The sequence below is a fragment of the Sabulicella flocculans genome, assembly GCF_045449635.1.
Taxonomy (GTDB): domain Bacteria; phylum Pseudomonadota; class Alphaproteobacteria; order Acetobacterales; family Acetobacteraceae; genus Roseococcus.
The window spans coordinates 19,855-34,700 of record NZ_JBJJBR010000015.1 but is presented as its reverse complement, the minus strand read 5'-3'; the positions used below and the strand labels follow the sequence as shown (position 1 = coordinate 34,700).

At 74.1% G+C, this 14,846-nt stretch carries 17 protein-coding genes and 1 tRNA gene; 3 read left to right on the top strand and 15 right to left on the bottom strand.

Features of this window, described 5'->3' with window-relative positions:
- Positions 1-4 precede the first annotated feature (4 nt).
- From ACI6QG_RS13920 to hflK, 3 genes are all read right to left on the bottom strand, one after another.
- Positions 5-1,567, bottom strand: a complete 1,563-nt coding sequence (locus ACI6QG_RS13920; RefSeq protein ID WP_407025175.1) for a DegQ family serine endoprotease — start codon at positions 1,565-1,567, stop codon at positions 5-7.
- Positions 1,568-1,658: 91 nt separating this feature from the next.
- Positions 1,659-2,546 (bottom strand): protease modulator HflC, encoded by an 888-nt coding sequence (gene hflC / locus ACI6QG_RS13915; RefSeq protein WP_407025174.1) that lies wholly within the window; start codon positions 2,544-2,546, stop codon positions 1,659-1,661.
- On the bottom strand, positions 2,543-3,628 hold the full coding sequence (gene hflK, locus ACI6QG_RS13910; RefSeq protein ID WP_407025246.1) for an FtsH protease activity modulator HflK: 1,086 nt from the start codon (positions 3,626-3,628) through the stop codon (positions 2,543-2,545). The genes hflC and hflK overlap by 4 nt, the downstream gene beginning before the upstream one ends.
- A 262-nt stretch (positions 3,629-3,890) precedes the next feature.
- Between hflK and ACI6QG_RS13905 the strand changes: the two genes are divergently transcribed.
- Entirely contained in the window at positions 3,891-4,991 is a 1,101-nt protein-coding gene (locus ACI6QG_RS13905) for an Mrp/NBP35 family ATP-binding protein (protein ID WP_407025173.1), read from the top strand.
- Positions 4,988-5,380 (top strand): hypothetical protein, encoded by a 393-nt coding sequence (locus ACI6QG_RS13900; protein ID WP_407025172.1) that lies wholly within the window; start codon positions 4,988-4,990, stop codon positions 5,378-5,380. Before ACI6QG_RS13905 ends, ACI6QG_RS13900 begins: the two co-directional genes overlap by 4 nt.
- On the opposite strand, the gene ACI6QG_RS13895 is transcribed toward ACI6QG_RS13900, so the two are convergent.
- The 10 genes from ACI6QG_RS13895 to sppA form a co-directional block, all read right to left on the bottom strand.
- Complete coding sequence (locus ACI6QG_RS13895; protein ID WP_407025171.1) at positions 5,361-5,846, bottom strand: 2'-5' RNA ligase family protein; 486 nt, start codon at positions 5,844-5,846, stop codon at positions 5,361-5,363. The genes ACI6QG_RS13900 and ACI6QG_RS13895 overlap by 20 nt on opposite strands.
- Before the next feature lie 7 nt (positions 5,847-5,853).
- A complete protein-coding gene (locus tag ACI6QG_RS13890) occupies positions 5,854-6,405 on the bottom strand; it encodes an HD domain-containing protein (RefSeq protein ID WP_407025170.1) in 552 nt (183 codons plus the stop codon).
- A complete protein-coding gene (thyX, locus tag ACI6QG_RS13885) occupies positions 6,402-7,334 on the bottom strand; it encodes an FAD-dependent thymidylate synthase (RefSeq protein ID WP_407025169.1) in 933 nt (310 codons plus the stop codon). Before thyX ends, ACI6QG_RS13890 begins: the two co-directional genes overlap by 4 nt.
- Complete coding sequence (trpA, locus tag ACI6QG_RS13880; protein ID WP_407025245.1) at positions 7,331-8,164, bottom strand: tryptophan synthase subunit alpha; 834 nt, start codon at positions 8,162-8,164, stop codon at positions 7,331-7,333. Before trpA ends, thyX begins: the two co-directional genes overlap by 4 nt.
- Positions 8,165-8,196: 32 nt before the next feature.
- On the bottom strand, positions 8,197-9,411 hold the full coding sequence (gene trpB, locus ACI6QG_RS13875) for a tryptophan synthase subunit beta (RefSeq protein ID WP_407025168.1): 1,215 nt from the start codon (positions 9,409-9,411) through the stop codon (positions 8,197-8,199).
- Between the two features lie 59 nt (positions 9,412-9,470).
- Positions 9,471-10,091 (bottom strand): phosphoribosylanthranilate isomerase, encoded by a 621-nt coding sequence (locus ACI6QG_RS13870; RefSeq protein ID WP_407025167.1) that lies wholly within the window; start codon positions 10,089-10,091, stop codon positions 9,471-9,473.
- The gene (pyrF, locus tag ACI6QG_RS13865) at positions 10,088-10,801 is read right to left on the bottom strand and encodes an orotidine-5'-phosphate decarboxylase (RefSeq protein WP_407025166.1); all 714 of its coding nucleotides are present in this window, start codon (positions 10,799-10,801) and stop codon (positions 10,088-10,090) included. Before pyrF ends, ACI6QG_RS13870 begins: the two co-directional genes overlap by 4 nt.
- Complete coding sequence (locus ACI6QG_RS13860; RefSeq protein WP_407025165.1) at positions 10,798-11,064, bottom strand: lipopolysaccharide assembly protein LapA domain-containing protein; 267 nt, start codon at positions 11,062-11,064, stop codon at positions 10,798-10,800. The genes pyrF and ACI6QG_RS13860 overlap by 4 nt, the downstream gene beginning before the upstream one ends.
- 12 nt (positions 11,065-11,076) lie before the next feature.
- Positions 11,077-11,379 (bottom strand): integration host factor subunit beta, encoded by a 303-nt coding sequence (ihfB, locus tag ACI6QG_RS13855; protein ID WP_407025164.1) that lies wholly within the window; start codon positions 11,377-11,379, stop codon positions 11,077-11,079.
- A 61-nt stretch (positions 11,380-11,440) separates the two neighbouring features.
- Positions 11,441-12,340 (bottom strand): signal peptide peptidase SppA, encoded by a 900-nt coding sequence (gene sppA / locus ACI6QG_RS13850; RefSeq protein WP_407025163.1) that lies wholly within the window; start codon positions 12,338-12,340, stop codon positions 11,441-11,443.
- A gap of 75 nt (positions 12,341-12,415) precedes the next feature.
- Here sppA and ACI6QG_RS13845 point away from each other — a divergent pair.
- Positions 12,416-12,490, top strand: a tRNA-Thr gene (locus ACI6QG_RS13845).
- 84 nt (positions 12,491-12,574) lie between these two features.
- Here the strand turns inward: ACI6QG_RS13845 and ACI6QG_RS13840 are convergent.
- Positions 12,575-12,994, bottom strand: a complete 420-nt coding sequence (locus tag ACI6QG_RS13840) for a hypothetical protein (RefSeq protein ID WP_407025250.1) — start codon at positions 12,992-12,994, stop codon at positions 12,575-12,577.
- A 194-nt stretch (positions 12,995-13,188) separates the two neighbouring features.
- Positions 13,189-14,535 (bottom strand): catalase family protein, encoded by a 1,347-nt coding sequence (locus tag ACI6QG_RS13835; protein ID WP_407025162.1) that lies wholly within the window; start codon positions 14,533-14,535, stop codon positions 13,189-13,191.
- Positions 14,536-14,846: the final 311 nt, after the last annotated feature.

Here is a 14,846-nt window from a genome sequence, read left to right as displayed (position 1 = left end):
GGCGTCAGCGCGCCGGCGCGGCCAGGCGCAGCGGCACGAAGCGCTGGCCGTTCTGGCTCTCGATCAGGAACAGGGCGGTGGCGCGGTTCTGCCGGCGCAGGCGCTCCAGCCGCTCCGTCAGCTCCTGCGGGGTGGTCACGCGCTCCTGCTGCACCTCGACGATGACGTCGCCGGGGCGGATCTCCCGCTCGGCGCCGGGCGTGTTGGGCAGCACCTCCACCACCACCACGCCGCGCTGCTCGGCGCGCAGGCGGAAGCGCTCGCGCAGCTCCGCCGTCACGCCCTGCACGCGCAGGCCCAGGCCGCTCAGCTCCACCGGGCGGTCGCCGCGCGGGGTGGGCTGCTGGGCGGGCGCGCTGGCCTGCTGCGCCTCTCCGGGCAGCTCGCCCAGGGTGACGGTCAGGGTTTCCTCCTTGCCGTCGCGCCACACCACCACCGGCACCTGGGTGCCCACGGCGGTTTCGGCGACGATGCGCGGCAGGGTGCGCATCTCGCGCACCTCCTGGTTGTTGAAGCGCAGCACCACGTCGCCGTTGCGGATGCCGGCGCGCGCGGCCGGCGCGTCCTCCTGCGCGCGGGCGATCAGGGCGCCGCGGGCGCCGCCGCGCAGGCCCAGGCTCTCGGCGATCTCGTCCGTCACCTGCTGGATGTTCACCCCCAGCCAGCCGCGGCGCACGCGCCCCGATTCCGCGAGCTGCCGCACCACCCCCTGCGCCAGGTTGGAGGGGATGGCGAAGCCGATGCCGATGGAGCCGCCGGTGGGCGAGTAGATGGCGGTGTTGATGCCCACCACCTCGCCCCGCAGGTTGAACAGCGGGCCGCCCGAGTTGCCGCGGTTGATGGCGGCGTCGGTCTGGATGAAGTCGTCGAAGGGGCCCTGGCGGATGTCGCGCCCGCGCGCCGAGACGATGCCCGCCGTGGTGGTGCCGCCCAGGCCGAAGGGGTTGCCGATGGCCAGCACCCAGTCGCCCACGTCGGCGGTGTCGCTGTTGCCCCAGGGCACGGAGGGCAGCGGCTGGGCCGGCTGCACCCGCAGCACCGCGAGGTCGGTGCGCGGGTCGGTGCCGACCAGGGTGGCGCGCAGGCTGGTGTTGTCCTGCAGGATGACGTTGATCTCGTCCGCGCCGTCGATGACGTGGTTGTTGGTCACCACCAGCCCGGACGGGTCGATGATGAAGCCCGAGCCGAGCGACTGCGCGCGCCGCGCCGGCGGCTGCGGGCGGCCGGGCTGGCCTGGCTGCGCCTCGCCCTGGCCGGGGCGGTTGCGGTTGAAGAAGTCCCGGAAGAACTCCTCGAAGGGGGAGCCGGGCGGGGCCTGGGGCGCCTCGGGCGCGTCGGGCCGGTTGGCGCGGCTGTTGGCGCCGCCCTGGGTGGTGGAGATGTTCACCACCGCCGGCAGCAGGGAGCGCACCAGCGGCGCGAAGGATTCCGGCGCGCCGCGCGGCGGCGCCACCGCCGGGGGCACCGCCGGCTGGGCGGCGGCGGTGGAAGGCGGCTCCGCCCGCGGCTGCGCCAGCGCCGGCAGCGCGGCGATGCTCAGGACGAAGGCGAGGGCGTGGCGGTGCATGCGATGAACCTCGAAGGATGCTTCCGGGCCGGGCGCCAGAGATGCGCCCGGCCCGGGGAACGGCAAGCCTAGGCCCGCGTTGCGGGCGGCATCAACCGGGCGGGCGGGCGCCCGCCACGTCCGGGATCTCCCGGAAGAAGCGGAAGAAGTCGCTTTCCGGGGTCAGCACCATGCGGGATTCCCCGTTGGAGAACACCTCGCGGTAGGCCTGCATGGTGCGCCAGAACTGGAAGAACTCCGGGTCGCGGCGGAAGGCCTCGGCGAAGACGCGGATGGCCTCCTGCTCGCCGGTGCCGCGCAGGATGGCGGCGTTCGCCTCCGCCTCGGCCAGCAGCACGGTGCGGTCGCGCTCGGCCTGGGCGCGGATGCGCGCCGCCACCTCGGCGCCCTCGGCGCGGGCCTCGCGGGCCACGCGCTCGCGCTCGGACTGCATGCGGCTCAGCACCGCCTGGGTGTTCTCGTCCGGCAGGTCGGCGCGGCGGATGCGCACGTCGGCCACCTCGATGCCGAAGCGCTGCGCCTCCTCGTTCACCAGGCGGCGGATCTCGCCCATCACGCGCGGGCGCTCGTTGGAGAGCACGGCGTTCAGCTGCTCGCTGGCCAGCACCCGGCGCAGCGAGGAGGTGACGATGGAGGACAGGCGCCCGCGGATGCCCTGCTCCGTCACGCCCACCGTCTGGTAGAACAGCAGCGGGTCGGTGATGCGGTAGCGGGTGAAGCTGTCCACGATGATGCGGCGCTGGTCACCCAGGATCACTTCCTCGCCCGGCGCGTCGTAGTCCAGCAGGCGGCGGTCGAAGGGGATCACCGTCTGGATGAAGGGGATCTTCACGTTCAGCCCGGGCTGCTGGACCACGCGGATCGGCTGGCCGAACTGGGTGATCAGCACCTGCTGCGTCTGCTGCACGGTGAAGAAGGCGCCGGCGGCGGCGAACAGCGCCGCCAGCAGCACCACCGAGGCGATGACGATCTTGTTCATCGGGCCACCCCCGGGCGCATCTGCTGCTGGACCATGGGCGCCACCGCCTGGGGCGGCGGGGCCGCCGGGCGGCCCGCCCCCGGCGCGGCCGGCCGCGTGCCGTCCGGCCCCAGGGGCAGGAAGGGCACCAGACCCTGCAGGCGGTCATCCACCAGGATCATGTTGTTGCGCTTCAGGATCTCTTCCATGGTTTCCAGGTAGATGCGGCGGATCGTCACGTCCTGCGCCTGGGAATAGGCCCCCAGCACGGCGGTGAAGCGCCCGGCCTCGCCGCGCGCGCGGGCGATCTGCCCGTCGCGGAAGCCCTGCGCCTCGGCCACCATGCGCTCCGCCTCGCCGCGGGCGCGGGGGATGATGTCGTTGCGGAAGCTCTCGGCCTCGTTGCGCACGCGCTCGCGGTCGGCGTTGGCGCGCTGCACGTCGCGGAAGGCGTCCACCACCGCGGCCGGGGGGTCCACCTTCTGCATCTGCACCTGGGTGATCTCCACCCCCGCGCGGTACTGGTCCATGATGGCCTGGGTGCCGCGGCGCACGTCCTGCTCGATCTGGGCGCGCGCCTCGGTCAGCGCCGCCTGGATGGGCGTGCGGCCGATGATCTCGCGCATCACGGATTCCGCGGCGGACTTCACCGTGTCCTCCGGGTTGCGGGTGTTGAACAGGAACTCGCCGGCATCGCGGATGCGCCAGAACACGGCGAAGTCGATGTCGATGATGTTCTCGTCGCCGGTCAGCATCAGGGATTCCGCCAGCACGTCGCGGCCCGCCGCGGCGCGGCCGGACGCCACGGCCGGCGCGTCGGCCGGGCCGCGGAAGCCCACGTCCACCCGGTTGATGCGCGTCACCCGCGGCGTCGTCACCGTCTCCACCGGCCAGGGGATGCGGTAGTTCAGCCCCGGCGGGGCGGTGCGGTCGAAGGCGCCGAAGCGCATCACCACGCCCAGCTCATCCGGCTGGACGCGATAGACGCCCGAGAAGCCCCACAGCCCCAGCACCACCAGCGCGCCCAGCGCCAGCCCCTTGCCGCCGAAGCCGCCGCCGCGCGGCAGGAAGCGCCGCACCGTCGCCTGGGCCTGGCGGATCATCTCCTCCACGTCCGGGCCGCCACCCGGAGGGGGGCGGTTGCCGCCCGGGGGCGGGTTGCCCCAGGGGCCGCCGCCATTCCCGCCGGGACGCGGATTGCCCCAGGGGCTGGGCCCGCCATTGTTCCACGCCATCTGGTCCGCGCTCTCCCGCCATTCCGACGCTGAAAAGATAGGACGCCCCGCCCCCGGAAGGGAGGGGTGCGCGGCGCCCCGGTGCGGTGCATATGGAGAGCCGACAGCGTTAAGGAAAGGTCATCTTGCCATGGCATCTCTCGTCGAGGCGGTCCGCGCCGCCCTGGGCCAGGTGAGGGACCCGGCCACCGGCCGGGACGTGGTGGCCGCCGGCATGGTGGAGGGCATCAGCGAGCGCGACGGCATGGTGCAGTTCGCCCTGGCCGTCCCGCGCGAGCGCGCGCGGGAGATGGAGCCGCTGCGCCGGGCCGCCGAGGCGGCGGCGGCGGCGGTGCCCGGCGTGCTGTCGGCCACCGTGGTGCTCACCGCGCACCGCGCCGAGGCGCCGGCCGCCCCGCCGCCCGCCGCCAAGGCCCCCGCCGGCCAGGGCGCCATGCTGCTGCCCGGCGTGAAGCGCATCGTCGCCGTGGCGTCGGGCAAGGGCGGCGTGGGCAAGAGCACGACGTCGGTCAACCTCGCCGTGGCGCTGGCGGCGCAGGGGCTGCGGGTCGGGCTGCTGGACGCCGACATCTACGGCCCCTCCCTGCCGCAGATGCTCGGCACGCAGGAGAAGCCGCGCGCCGTGGGCCAGCGCATCATCCCCGTCTCGCGCTGGGGGCTGAAGGCGATGAGCATCGGCTTCCTGGTGGAGCAGGAGACGCCGATGGTCTGGCGCGGCCCCATGGTGATGGGCGCGCTGGAGCAGATGATGGGCCAGGTGGAGTGGGGCGAGCTGGACGTGATGGTGGTGGACATGCCGCCCGGCACCGGCGACGCGCAGCTGACGATGTCCCAGCGGGTGCCGCTGGCCGGCGCGGTGATCGTCTCCACCCCGCAGGACGTGGCGCTGATCGACGCCCGCCGCGGCGTGCGCATGTTCGAGAAGGTCAACGTCCCCGTGCTCGGCCTCATCGAGAACATGAGCTTCTTCTGCTGCCCCAAATGCGGCGAGCGCACGGAGATCTTCGGCCATGGCGGCGCCCGCGCCGAGGCCGGGCGCCTGGGCACCGAGTTCCTGGGCGAGCTGCCGCTGAAGCTGGCGATCCGCCAGATGGCCGATGCCGGCACCCCCATCGTGCTGGCCGCGCCCGACAGCCACGAGGCCGGCGCCTACCGCGCCATCGCCGCCCGGCTGTGGGAGAAGCTGGAGGCGCCGGCCACGCCGCGGGCCCCCAGCATCAGCATGGGATGACCCGGCTGCTGCATGCGGCGCTGGGGGGCACCCTGGCCTTCGGCCTGGCGCTGCTGCTGCTGCCGGGCCCAACCCAGGCCGCGTTCAACGGGCTGCTGTTCGGCCAGGCGGCGCTGCCGGCGGCGCTGGCGCCGGCCGCGGGCTACATCCGCTTCCTCTACGCCGTGCTGGGCGCCGTCATCGCCGGCTGGGCGCTCACCCTGCTGCTGCTGCCGCTGCGGCGGGACCGCGCGGCCTGGCGCGCCGCGATGGCCGGCTGGGCGCTGTGGTTCGCGCTGGACAGCGCGGCCTCGCTGCTGCTGGGCTTCTGGCCCAACGCCCTGCTGAACGCCGGCTTCTTCCTGCTGGTGGCGGTGCCGCTGTGGCGGCTCAGGCCGCGGCGGGGATGACCGCCTCCCACGGGCCGCCGCGGTAGCGCCACAGGCGCAGGGCGGCCACGCGGGTGTGCAGCGGCGCCCAGCCGGCCAGCAGCGCCGCGTGCAGCGCCCGCGCCACCTCGGGCGCCACCTTGTTCTGCACCGTCACGTGCGGCCGCCAGCCCTGGCGGTCCTGCGGCGTCAGCACCGGTTGCCATTCCCGCGCCAGGGCGGCGCGAAGGGCACCCAGGCCGGGGGCCTCCACCGCCAGCGCCACGCCGCGCCCGGTGAAGCGCGGCGGGCCGATGCGGGCGCGCCGGTCCTCCGGCAGCGCCAGCCGGGCCAGCACCTCCGCCTCCATCTCGCCGGGCAGGGCGTGGAACAGGGTGCAATGGGCGGGGATGAAGTTGCGGTGCGCGGGGAAGTGGTCGCGGCGCAGCGCCTCCAGCGCGGATTGGACGGGTTCGGCGAATTCGGCGGAAACGATCAGCGGGTCCATGCCCGCCTCAACGCAGCAGGCCGCGCGCCATCGCCTCCCCGTACAGGTGCAGGATGGGCGCGGCGAAGGGTTCACCCAGCGCGATGGCCGGGCCCATCCGGACCAACGAGCGCTCCTTGGTCAGCCCGATCGCCGTCCAGGCCGGGGCGCCGCATTGCACCTGCTGGGCGAAGCCCTGCAGGCGGTCGCAGCCCATGGCGAAGCGCGCCTCCGGCGTCTCGCCCGCCTCGAACTCGGCCCACAGGGCGGCGAGGGCATCCGGCAGCTTGCGCGCCGCCGCGGCCTCGCGCGCCAACTGGGTTTCGAGGCCTTCGTCGTCGAAGGCGAAGGTGTCGCCGGCCTCGATCTCCACCAGGTCATGCGCGGCGATCATCGCCAGCACCTGGCCGAGGTCGGGCCTGGGCTCCGGCGCCTGGGGGTGCAGCAGCACCGCCACCAGCGCCACCTGCCAGCAATGCTCGCCGCTCGTCTCGCGGCGGGTGCCGGTGAAGGCCGCGCGTTCCACATGCTTCAGCGCGTCGGAGCGCGCGAGGATGTCGAGCAGCGCCTCGGGCGTCACCGCCCGAGCGTCTCCATCAGCTCGCGCCATTCGCGCTTGCTCAGGCCGCTCGCTTCCTGCGTCACAGGCTCGCCGGCCAGCATGGCGCGCAGCACCTGCATGGCGGGGCCGGAGATGTTGGCGGCGTCGCGCATGTAGTCGGCGAAGGCCTCGAAGACCGTGGGCACCCAGGCCTGCACGATCTCCAGCATCGCCTCGGCATAGGCGCGGATTTCCATCTGCGCGTGCGGGTCGGCGCGCAGCTTCAGGAAGTGCAGCAGGTTCCACAAGTTGGCCTGCCAGTAGAACTGCGTCAGCACGTTGATGGGCAGGTTCATCCGCGCCAGCTCGCGCGCCAGCCCGGTGCGGGATTCGTCCAGCACCTTGCCGTCCTCGTCCGCGTTCAGCAGGTGCAGGTAGTGGTCATAGGCGCGGGACGCATCCTCGCGCAGCAGGGACAGCGCGGCCTCGGCCTGCTCGGGCGGCAGGGATTCGGCGCGGCCCTGGCGGTTGGTGGCGCTCTGCGCCGCCATGTCCTCCGGGCGGGGGAAGTAGAACTCGCGCTCCAGCACGCTGTAGCGCGCCGAGTACTCGTTGATGCTCGCCGTGCGGTGGCGGAACCATTGGCGCGTCACGAAGATCGGCGCGCGCACGTGGAACTTGGCCACGCACAGCTCGAAGGGCGTGGTGTGCTTGTGCCGCATCAGGTAGCGGATGAGGTTGCGGTCGTCGCTGACCGCCTTCGTCCCCCGCCCGTAGGAGACGCGGGCGCCCTGCACCACCGCGCCGTCATCGCCCATGTAGTCCACCAGCCGCACGAAGCCGCTGTCCAGCACCGGGCGGGCGGTGAACAGCGCCGCCTCCGCGCCGGGGCTGACCGGGCGCAGGGTCGGCCGGGCCTCCGCGCGCGCGGCGGCGATCTCGGCCAGTTGCTCCGGCGAAAGGCTCACGCGCGCACCGCTTCGGCGAGCGCCCGCACCGCGTCCAGCACCACCCGCACCGTGTCGGGCTTGGCGCGCCCCTGCTCATCCAGCGAGGCGGCCAGCGCGTCGCACAGCGCCGAGCCCACCACCGCGCCGTCCGAGACGCGCGCGGCATGCGCCGCCTGCTCCGGCGTGCGGATGCCGAAGCCGATGCAGATCGGCAGGCCGGTGTGCTCGCGGATCGGCGGGATGGCGCGGGCCAGCGCCGCCGGGTCGGCGGAGCGCGTGCCGGTGATGCCGGTGATGGCCACGTAGTAGACGAAGCCGGAGGAGGCGTTCAGCACCACCGGCAGCCGCGCGGCGTCCGAGGTCGGCGCCACCAGCCGGATGATGTCCAGCCCGTGCCGCGCCGCGTGGGGGGCCAGGATCCCGGCTTCCTCCGGCGGCATGTCCACCACGATGAGGCCGTCCACGCCGCTCGCCGCCGCATCGGTGCAGAAGCGCTCCTCGCCATAGGCCAGGATGGGGTTGAGGTAGCCCATGAGGATGACGGGCGTGGCGTCGTCCTCCGCCCGCAGGTCGCGCACCATCGCCAGCGTGCCGGCCATGGTGACGCCCGCCTTCAGCCCGCGCTGCCCGGCGCGCTGCACCGAGGGGCCATCGGCCATCGGGTCGCTGAAGGGCATGCCGATTTCGATGAGGTCGGCCCCCGCGCCCGGCAGGCCGCGCAGCAGGTCCATGGAGGTCTTGCGGTCGGGGTCGTAGGCCGACAGGAAGGTGACCAGCGCGCCGCGCCCCTGCGCCTTCAGCGCCGCGAAGCGCCGGGCGATGCGCCCCTCGCCGGCCGTGCGGTCCATCTCCGCCGCCGGCGCGTCCTGCACGGATGCCATCACAGCTTCACCCCCAGCCGCTCGGCCACCGCGAAGATGTCCTTGTCGCCGCGGCCGCACATGTTCATCACGATGATCTCGTCCGGCCCCATGGTGGGGGCCACGCGCAGCACATGCGCCAGGGCATGCGCGGGCTCCAGCGCCGGGATGATGCCCTCCAGCTTCGAGCAGAGCTGGAAGGCGTCCAGCGCCTCCGTGTCCGTCGCGTTGACGTAGTGCACCCGGCCCAGCTCATGCAGCCAGGAATGCTCCGGGCCGACGCCGGGATAGTCCAGCCCGGCGCTGATGGAATGGCCCTCGATGATCTGGCCCTGGGCGTCCTGCAGCAGGTAGGTGCGGTTGCCGTGCAGCACGCCGGGCCGCCCGCCCGTCAGGCTGGCGGCGTGGCCATCGGGCAGGTGCACGCCGTGGCCCCCGGCCTCGACGCCGTGCATCTTCACCGAAGGGTCGTCCAGGAAGGGGTAGAACAGCCCCATGGCGTTGGAGCCGCCGCCGATGGCCGCCACCAGCAGGTCGGGCAGGCGGCCTTCCGCCTGGTCCATCTGCCAGCGCAGCTCCTCGCCGATGATGCTCTGGAAGTCGCGCACCATCGCCGGATAGGGGTGCGGGCCGGCCACCGTGCCGATGCAGTAGTAGGTGTCCTCGACATTGGCGACCCAGTGGCGCAGCGCCTCGTTCATCGCGTCCTTCAGCGTGGCGGCGCCGGAATCCACCGCCACCACCTCGGCGCCCAGCAGCTTCATGCGGAACACGTTGGGCTGCTGGCGGGCGACGTCGGTGGCGCCCATGAAGACGGTGCAGGGCAGGTTGAACAGCGCACACGCCGTGGCGGTGGCCACGCCGTGCTGCCCGGCCCCGGTCTCGGCGATGATGCGCTTCTTGCCCATGCGCCGCGCCAGCAGGATCTGGCCCAGCACCGCGTTGATCTTGTGCGCGCCGGTGTGGTTCAGCTCGTCGCGCTTGAAGTAGACCTTGGCGCCGCCACAGTGCTCGGTGATGCGCTCGGCGAACCACAGCGGGCTGGGGCGGCCGACATAGTCCTTCAGCAGCCGCCGCCACTCGGCGTCGAAGGCGGGGTCGGCCTTGGCGGCGGCGTAGGCCTCCTCCACCTCCAGGATCAGGGGCATCAGCGTCTCGGCCACGAAGCGGCCGCCGAAGCCGCCGAACTTGCCCGAGGCATCGGGGCCGGACTTGTAGGTGTTGGGCAGGGTCACTGTGAGGCACTTCCGTGTGACGGCGTTCCCCGCGGTCTTAACGGGGGACGCGCCGGGAGTCAGCCCACGGCCTTCGCCGCCGCCACGAAGGCGCGCACCTTCGCCGGGTCCTTCACCCCCCGCCCGGCCTCCACCCCCGAGGACACGTCCACCCCAGGCGCGCCGCTGGCTTCCAGCGCGAGGCGGACATTGGCGGGGGTCAGCCCACCGGCCAGCAGCCAGGGGCGCGGGATGTCCCGGCCGCGGGGCAGCGTCCAGTCGAAGGCATGGCCGTTGCCGCCGGGCAGGGCCGCCGGCTTGGCGTCCAGCAGCAGCCAGTCGGCCACCGGGGCGAAGCGCGCCACCTGGTCCAGGTCCGCCGCCTCGCCGATGCCCAGGGCCTTCATCACCGGCAGGCCGAAGCGGGCGCGCACCGCCGCCACCCGCTCCGGCGTCTCCTTCCCGTGCAGCTGGATCATGTGCAGCGCCGGGGCGGCGGCGGCGAGGAGCGCGTCGTCGGCATCCACGAACAGCCCCACCCGGCGCGGCCCTTCCGGCGCCTGCGCCGCCAGGGCGATGGCGCGCTCCGGCGTCACCGCGCGCGGCGAGGGCGGGAAGAACACGAAGCCCAGGAAATCCGCCTCCTTCGCCGCCGCCATGCCCCCGGCGTCGCGCAGGCCGCAGATCTTCACCCAGCTCACCGCCCCAGGCTCTCCGTGATGGCGCGCGCGGCGGCGGCGGGGTCGGCGGCGCCGGTGACGGGGCGGCCGACCACGATCCAGTCGGCGCCGTCGCGCACCGCTTCCTCCGGCGTCGCCACCCGGCTCTGGTCGCCCAGGGCGGCGCCGGCGGGGCGGATGCCGGGCACCACCAGCGCGGGCGCCTCGCCCAGCGCGTCGCGGATCGGCGCGACCTCGCGCGGTGAGCACACCAGCCCGTCGGCGCCGGCGGCCATCGCCATGCGCGCCAGGCGCAGCACCTGGGAAGCCGCCCCGCCCGCCACGCCGGTGGCGGCCAGGGCGGACTCGTCCATGCTGGTCAGCACCGTCACCGCCAGGATCAGGGGCCGCGCCGCGCCGACGGCCTCGGCGGCCTCGCGCGCCGCGGCGATCATGGCGGGGCCGCCGCCGGCATGCACCGTCAGCATCGCCGCGCCCAGCGGCGCCAGCGAGCGCACGGCGCCGGCGACGGTGTTGGGGATGTCGTGCAGCTTCAGGTCCAGGAACACCGGCGCCCGGGCCGCCACGGGGGCCATGGCGGCGGGGCCCTCGGCGCAGAACAGCTCCAGCCCCAGCTTCACCAGGGCGGCGTGCGGCGCCACCTGCGCCGCCAGCGCCGCCGCGCGCGCCGCCCCCGGCACGTCCAGCGCCACGATCAGCCGGCCGGCGGGGCCGGCGGGGCGGGCGATCATGCCTTCCTCGTCTCCTCGCGGCTGGCGAGCTCGGCCTCCATCAGCCGCGCCGCCTGCTCCAGCGTGGCGAGGCGGCGGCGCTGGCGCCAATGCGCGCCCCAGACCACCGCCGCGCCCAGGGCGAAGGCCAGCGCCGCCGGGCCCAGCACGGCCAGCCACAGCGGCACCTCGGCGTCCAGCGCCAGCGGCCACAGCGACACCATCACCCCGTGCGGGTTGGCGATGGCGAAGAGGCCCAGCAGCGCGGCCAGGACCAGCGTCACGGCAATGCCCATTCAGCCCCCCTCGCCCGGGTCCTGCCCGCCATTCACGCGCATCCGCAGCTCCTTGCCCGGCCGGAAATGGGGCATGCCCTTGTCGGCCACGGCAACGGCGGCGCCGGTGCGGGGGTTGCGGCCGGTGCGCGCGGCGCGGCGGCGGGTGGTGAAGGCGCCGAAGCCGCGCAGCTCCACCCGGCCGCCGGCGGCCAGGGTGGCGGCGATCTCATCGAAGATGGTTTCCACCACCGTCTCCACGTCGCGGCCGCGCAGGTGCGGGTTGGCCTCCATCAGTTGCTGGATCAGCTCGCTCCTCGTCACCCTCGCTTCCCCCGATGCGCCGCGCCATTGCACGGCAGGGCGCGCGCCCTGTCCAGCGCCGTCATCGCGGCAGGGCCAGCGGGGCCAGCGCCTGGAGGCCGGCCCGCCACGCCGCGGCGGCGGCGGCGTCCAGCAGGCGCTGGGCGCGGGGGCGCGCGTCCAGCTCCTCCACCGGCAGGTCCTCGTCCACGCCGTGCGCCTCGGCCAGCCAGCGCCGGGCCTCGCGCTCGCCGCCGATGGCGTCCACCAGGCCCAGCGCCAGCGCCTGCCGGCCCGACAGCACCCGGCCATCCGCCACCGCGCGCACCTGGGCCTCCTCCATGCCGCGGCCGTGCACCACCTTGGCGACGAACTGGGCCTGCATGTCGGCGATGACCGCGGCCAGGGCGGCGCGGCCTTCCTCCGTCAGCGGGCGGAACGGGCTGGGCTGGTCCTTCAGCGGGCCGGAGGCCAGGGTTTCCGCCCGCACGCCCAGGCGGGCCAGCAGCTCGCTCGCCTCGAAGGATTGCAGGATGACACCGATGGAGCCGGTCAGCGTCGCCTCCCGCGCGAAGATGCGCTGCGCCGGCAGCGCCACCATGTAGCCGGCCGAGGCCGCGGTGCCGCCCATCACGGCGGCCACCGGCTTGCCGGCCTCCCGCAGGCGGGCGATGGCGGCGTGCAGCGCCTCGCCCCCCGCCACCGAGCCGCCGGGGCTGTCGATGGCGACGATGACGGCGCGGATGTCCGCGTCCTCCGCCGCCGCGGCCAGGGCGCGCAGCAGGCGCGGGTCGTCGCCGATGAAGCCGCGCAGGGAGAGGCGCGCCACATGCCCGCCGCCGAGCAGCGCGGGGCCGAGCAGGGCCGGGCCCAGCAGCGCGGCGCCGCCCAGCAGCGCCAGCGCCACGGCCAGGGCCCGCCACAGGCCCAGCCGCCGCTTCACGCGCCGGCGTTCGAGGAGGAGGTCGGTCTCGAGCGACATGGGGGCGGGCTTACCAAGCGCGCGGGGCGGTTGCCAGCGGGGGGCCGCTGCGGTAGGACCCCCCGCGTTGCCTGGGCCGACGTAGCACAGCGGTAGTGCAACCGATTCGTAATCGGTAGGTCGGGAGTTCGATTCTCCCCGTCGGCACCATTCTTCTCGTTTATTTCGCCGCCTCGTTCCAAGGTCGCATTCCCGAAATGTGACCCCACAAGTTTGGACCTGCATCCTCGTCAGTCAGATGCGCTCGTCTTCCTCTCGCTCGCGGTCTGTCACGGCAGGGGGCGTCGGCGGCGGTAGCCCATGGGGATAGCGAACAGGGACCACGAACTTGATGCGCTGGACGTTCGTCCTGCCCTCCCGTTCACTCCCGCCGACGCCCCCAGAAAGCTCCACAACTTTGATCGAGAGCTTGCCGCCGAAATCATTTCGAGACGTGCTCTCCGCGCTTACTGTCACAGAGAGATCGAAGCTCACGACGTGGGCGTGACCTCCTCCATCTTCTTTGCGAACGGGCAATGCCACATCGAGCGGTGCGCCGGCCAAAAGGGGTGCAATCAGCGTCCCGGTAGTGTCGTCGGTTGTCGCGGCTCGCGCTTCACCTACGGCTGCCACCAATTCCAGAAGCGTAGCTTTCACGAAGTCCTTCAGGTCCATTCTCACCATCCTCGCCCGTGACGCTTCGGCTTCGCCGGAAGGATGATGCTTGCCCTTCTTCGGTCGGCAAGTGGGCCACAGCTCCACCACTTGACCTCATGGCCAGCGCGCTCCTCATGGTGGACCTAGCCGTTCCCGTGGTGTGTCACTGCGGAGATAAAGTCGCTGAATCTCCCCAGCCTCTGAAATCGCTGTCACACCCGCCGCGCCAATTCCTCCGCCAGCCGCTGCGCCGCCACGCCGGCCAGGGCCGCGGCACCCAGCGCCAGCCAGGGCCGGGACGCGGGCAGGCCGCTGCGGGCCAGGGCGCCGGCCGCCGCCACCGCCACCACCCCGCCCGTCACCCCGGCCAGCGCCCAGCGCATCTCCTCGCGCACCGGCTGGCCCAGCACGCCCGCCGGGTGGTCGGGCGTGCCGGGGCGCATGCCCTCGCGCCCCGGCGCGGTGCCATAGGCCTGGGCGGGCGCCGCGCTCAGCGTCGCGCCGCCGCGCGGCTCGGCCATCGGGCAGCCGGCGCGGGCGCCGCGCCAGGCGGCAGCCTCTCCATAGGCGCGCCGCCGGGCCCGGTTCAGCGCGCCCAGCGGCCGGTGCGCCGCCAACCCGTTCCAGGGCGCGAAGGCCAGCCCGTCATCCACCTGCCGCGCCCGCGCCTCGCTCCAGGCCGGCTGGGGCGGCACCCGCAGCCGCGCCACCGGCACGTGCGGGCTCTCCGCCTCCGGCCATTCCACCGAGGCGTCCTCGATGGGCATGCTCGCCGCGTCGCGCCACAGCTGCACGCGCAGCTCCCACTCCGCTTCCTGGTCGGCGAAGAAGGCGATCACCGCCTCGCGCAGCGCGTTGGGGCGGTCCAGCGGCACCTCGCGCCCCGCCAGCGCCCGCAGCGCCGGCGAGGCCGGGGCGAGGGAATACTTGGCCACGTAGGCGCCGTGGCGGAACGGCACCTGGCTGTGGAAGGTCTCGCCCAGCGGATGGGTGGCCGGGTGGCCGCCCAGCAGCGACAGCGTGGTCGAGGGGCCCACGGCCGCCTGCATGGCGCGCGCGACGGCCGAGACCGCCTTCTTCCAGCCCTGGCCGGTGTCGGTGGTGGCGGCCAGCAGCGCCAGGTTGCCGGCGAAGCCTTCCGGGCCGGGCGCGGCGAAGGCGGGGGCGTTCGCCATCACGAAATCCTGGGTGGCGCCGTCCCGCGCCTCTTCCAGCCGCTCGCCCGGCACTTCCAGCACCTTCAGCGCCAGGCCGCGGGGCGAGGAAACGTCGTCGTCCAGCATGTCGCCGGGGATGGTGGACAGGCGCAGGATGGCCTGGTGCCGGCCGGGGCGGGCGAAGGCGCCCTGGGCGTATTCAGGCGGCAGCCCGTCCAGCACCTCCAGCTCGCCCATCAGCAGGCCCAGGCTTTTGGCATGGACGGGGCGCAGCGGGTGGCCGTGGTCGGCGAGCGTCGTCTCCTGGATGGAGCGCATGGAGCGGCGCAGGCTCTCCTCGGCCGCGGCCTCGCCGGGCGCGGGGGTCTCGATGTCGGGGTGGTAAGGCAGGGGCGGGCGCATGCGGGGGCAACGGCCCGCGCCGCCGCCGGTTGGCGGCAACCCCGTCCGGGGGGCCACGTTGCCATGCCGTGCAACCCCTGACGGAGCCCTCGCCATGAACAACATCATCTACATCGTCGGCCTGGTGGTCGTGGTCGTCGCGGTGCTGAGCTTCTTCGGCCTGCGCTGACCCGTCTGGCGCCGCCGGCTGGCGGCGCCCGCGGCGCGGCATCAGTGAGGTCCGCGCCGCAGCATCCTCGCCCCCCGGCCGGCTGAGCCCGCCGGACGCAGGGCTGGAACCCGGCGGCGGCGTGCGCCGCCCGCCGGGGCGG

Coding starts and splice junctions, on each gene's coding strand:
- ACI6QG_RS13920 (WP_407025175.1), bottom strand. CDS start 1,567: ATGCACCGCCACGCCCTCGCCTTCGTCCTGAGCATCGCCGCGCTGCCG.
- hflC (WP_407025174.1), bottom strand. CDS start 2,546: ATGAACAAGATCGTCATCGCCTCGGTGGTGCTGCTGGCGGCGCTGTTC.
- hflK (WP_407025246.1), bottom strand. CDS start 3,628: ATGATCCGCCAGGCCCAGGCGACGGTGCGGCGCTTCCTGCCGCGCGGC.
- ACI6QG_RS13905 (WP_407025173.1), top strand. CDS start 3,891: ATGGCATCTCTCGTCGAGGCGGTCCGCGCCGCCCTGGGCCAGGTGAGG.
- ACI6QG_RS13900 (WP_407025172.1), top strand. CDS start 4,988: ATGACCCGGCTGCTGCATGCGGCGCTGGGGGGCACCCTGGCCTTCGGC.
- ACI6QG_RS13895 (WP_407025171.1), bottom strand. CDS start 5,846: ATGGACCCGCTGATCGTTTCCGCCGAATTCGCCGAACCCGTCCAATCC.
- trpA (WP_407025245.1), bottom strand. CDS start 8,164: ATGGACCGCACGGCCGGCGAGGGGCGCATCGCCCGGCGCTTCGCGGCG.
- pyrF (WP_407025166.1), bottom strand. CDS start 10,801: ATGATCGCCCGCCCCGCCGGCCCCGCCGGCCGGCTGATCGTGGCGCTG.
- sppA (WP_407025163.1), bottom strand. CDS start 12,340: ATGTCGCTCGAGACCGACCTCCTCCTCGAACGCCGGCGCGTGAAGCGG.
- ACI6QG_RS13840 (WP_407025250.1), bottom strand. CDS start 12,994: ATGGACCTGAAGGACTTCGTGAAAGCTACGCTTCTGGAATTGGTGGCA.
- ACI6QG_RS13835 (WP_407025162.1), bottom strand. CDS start 14,535: ATGCGCCCGCCCCTGCCTTACCACCCCGACATCGAGACCCCCGCGCCC.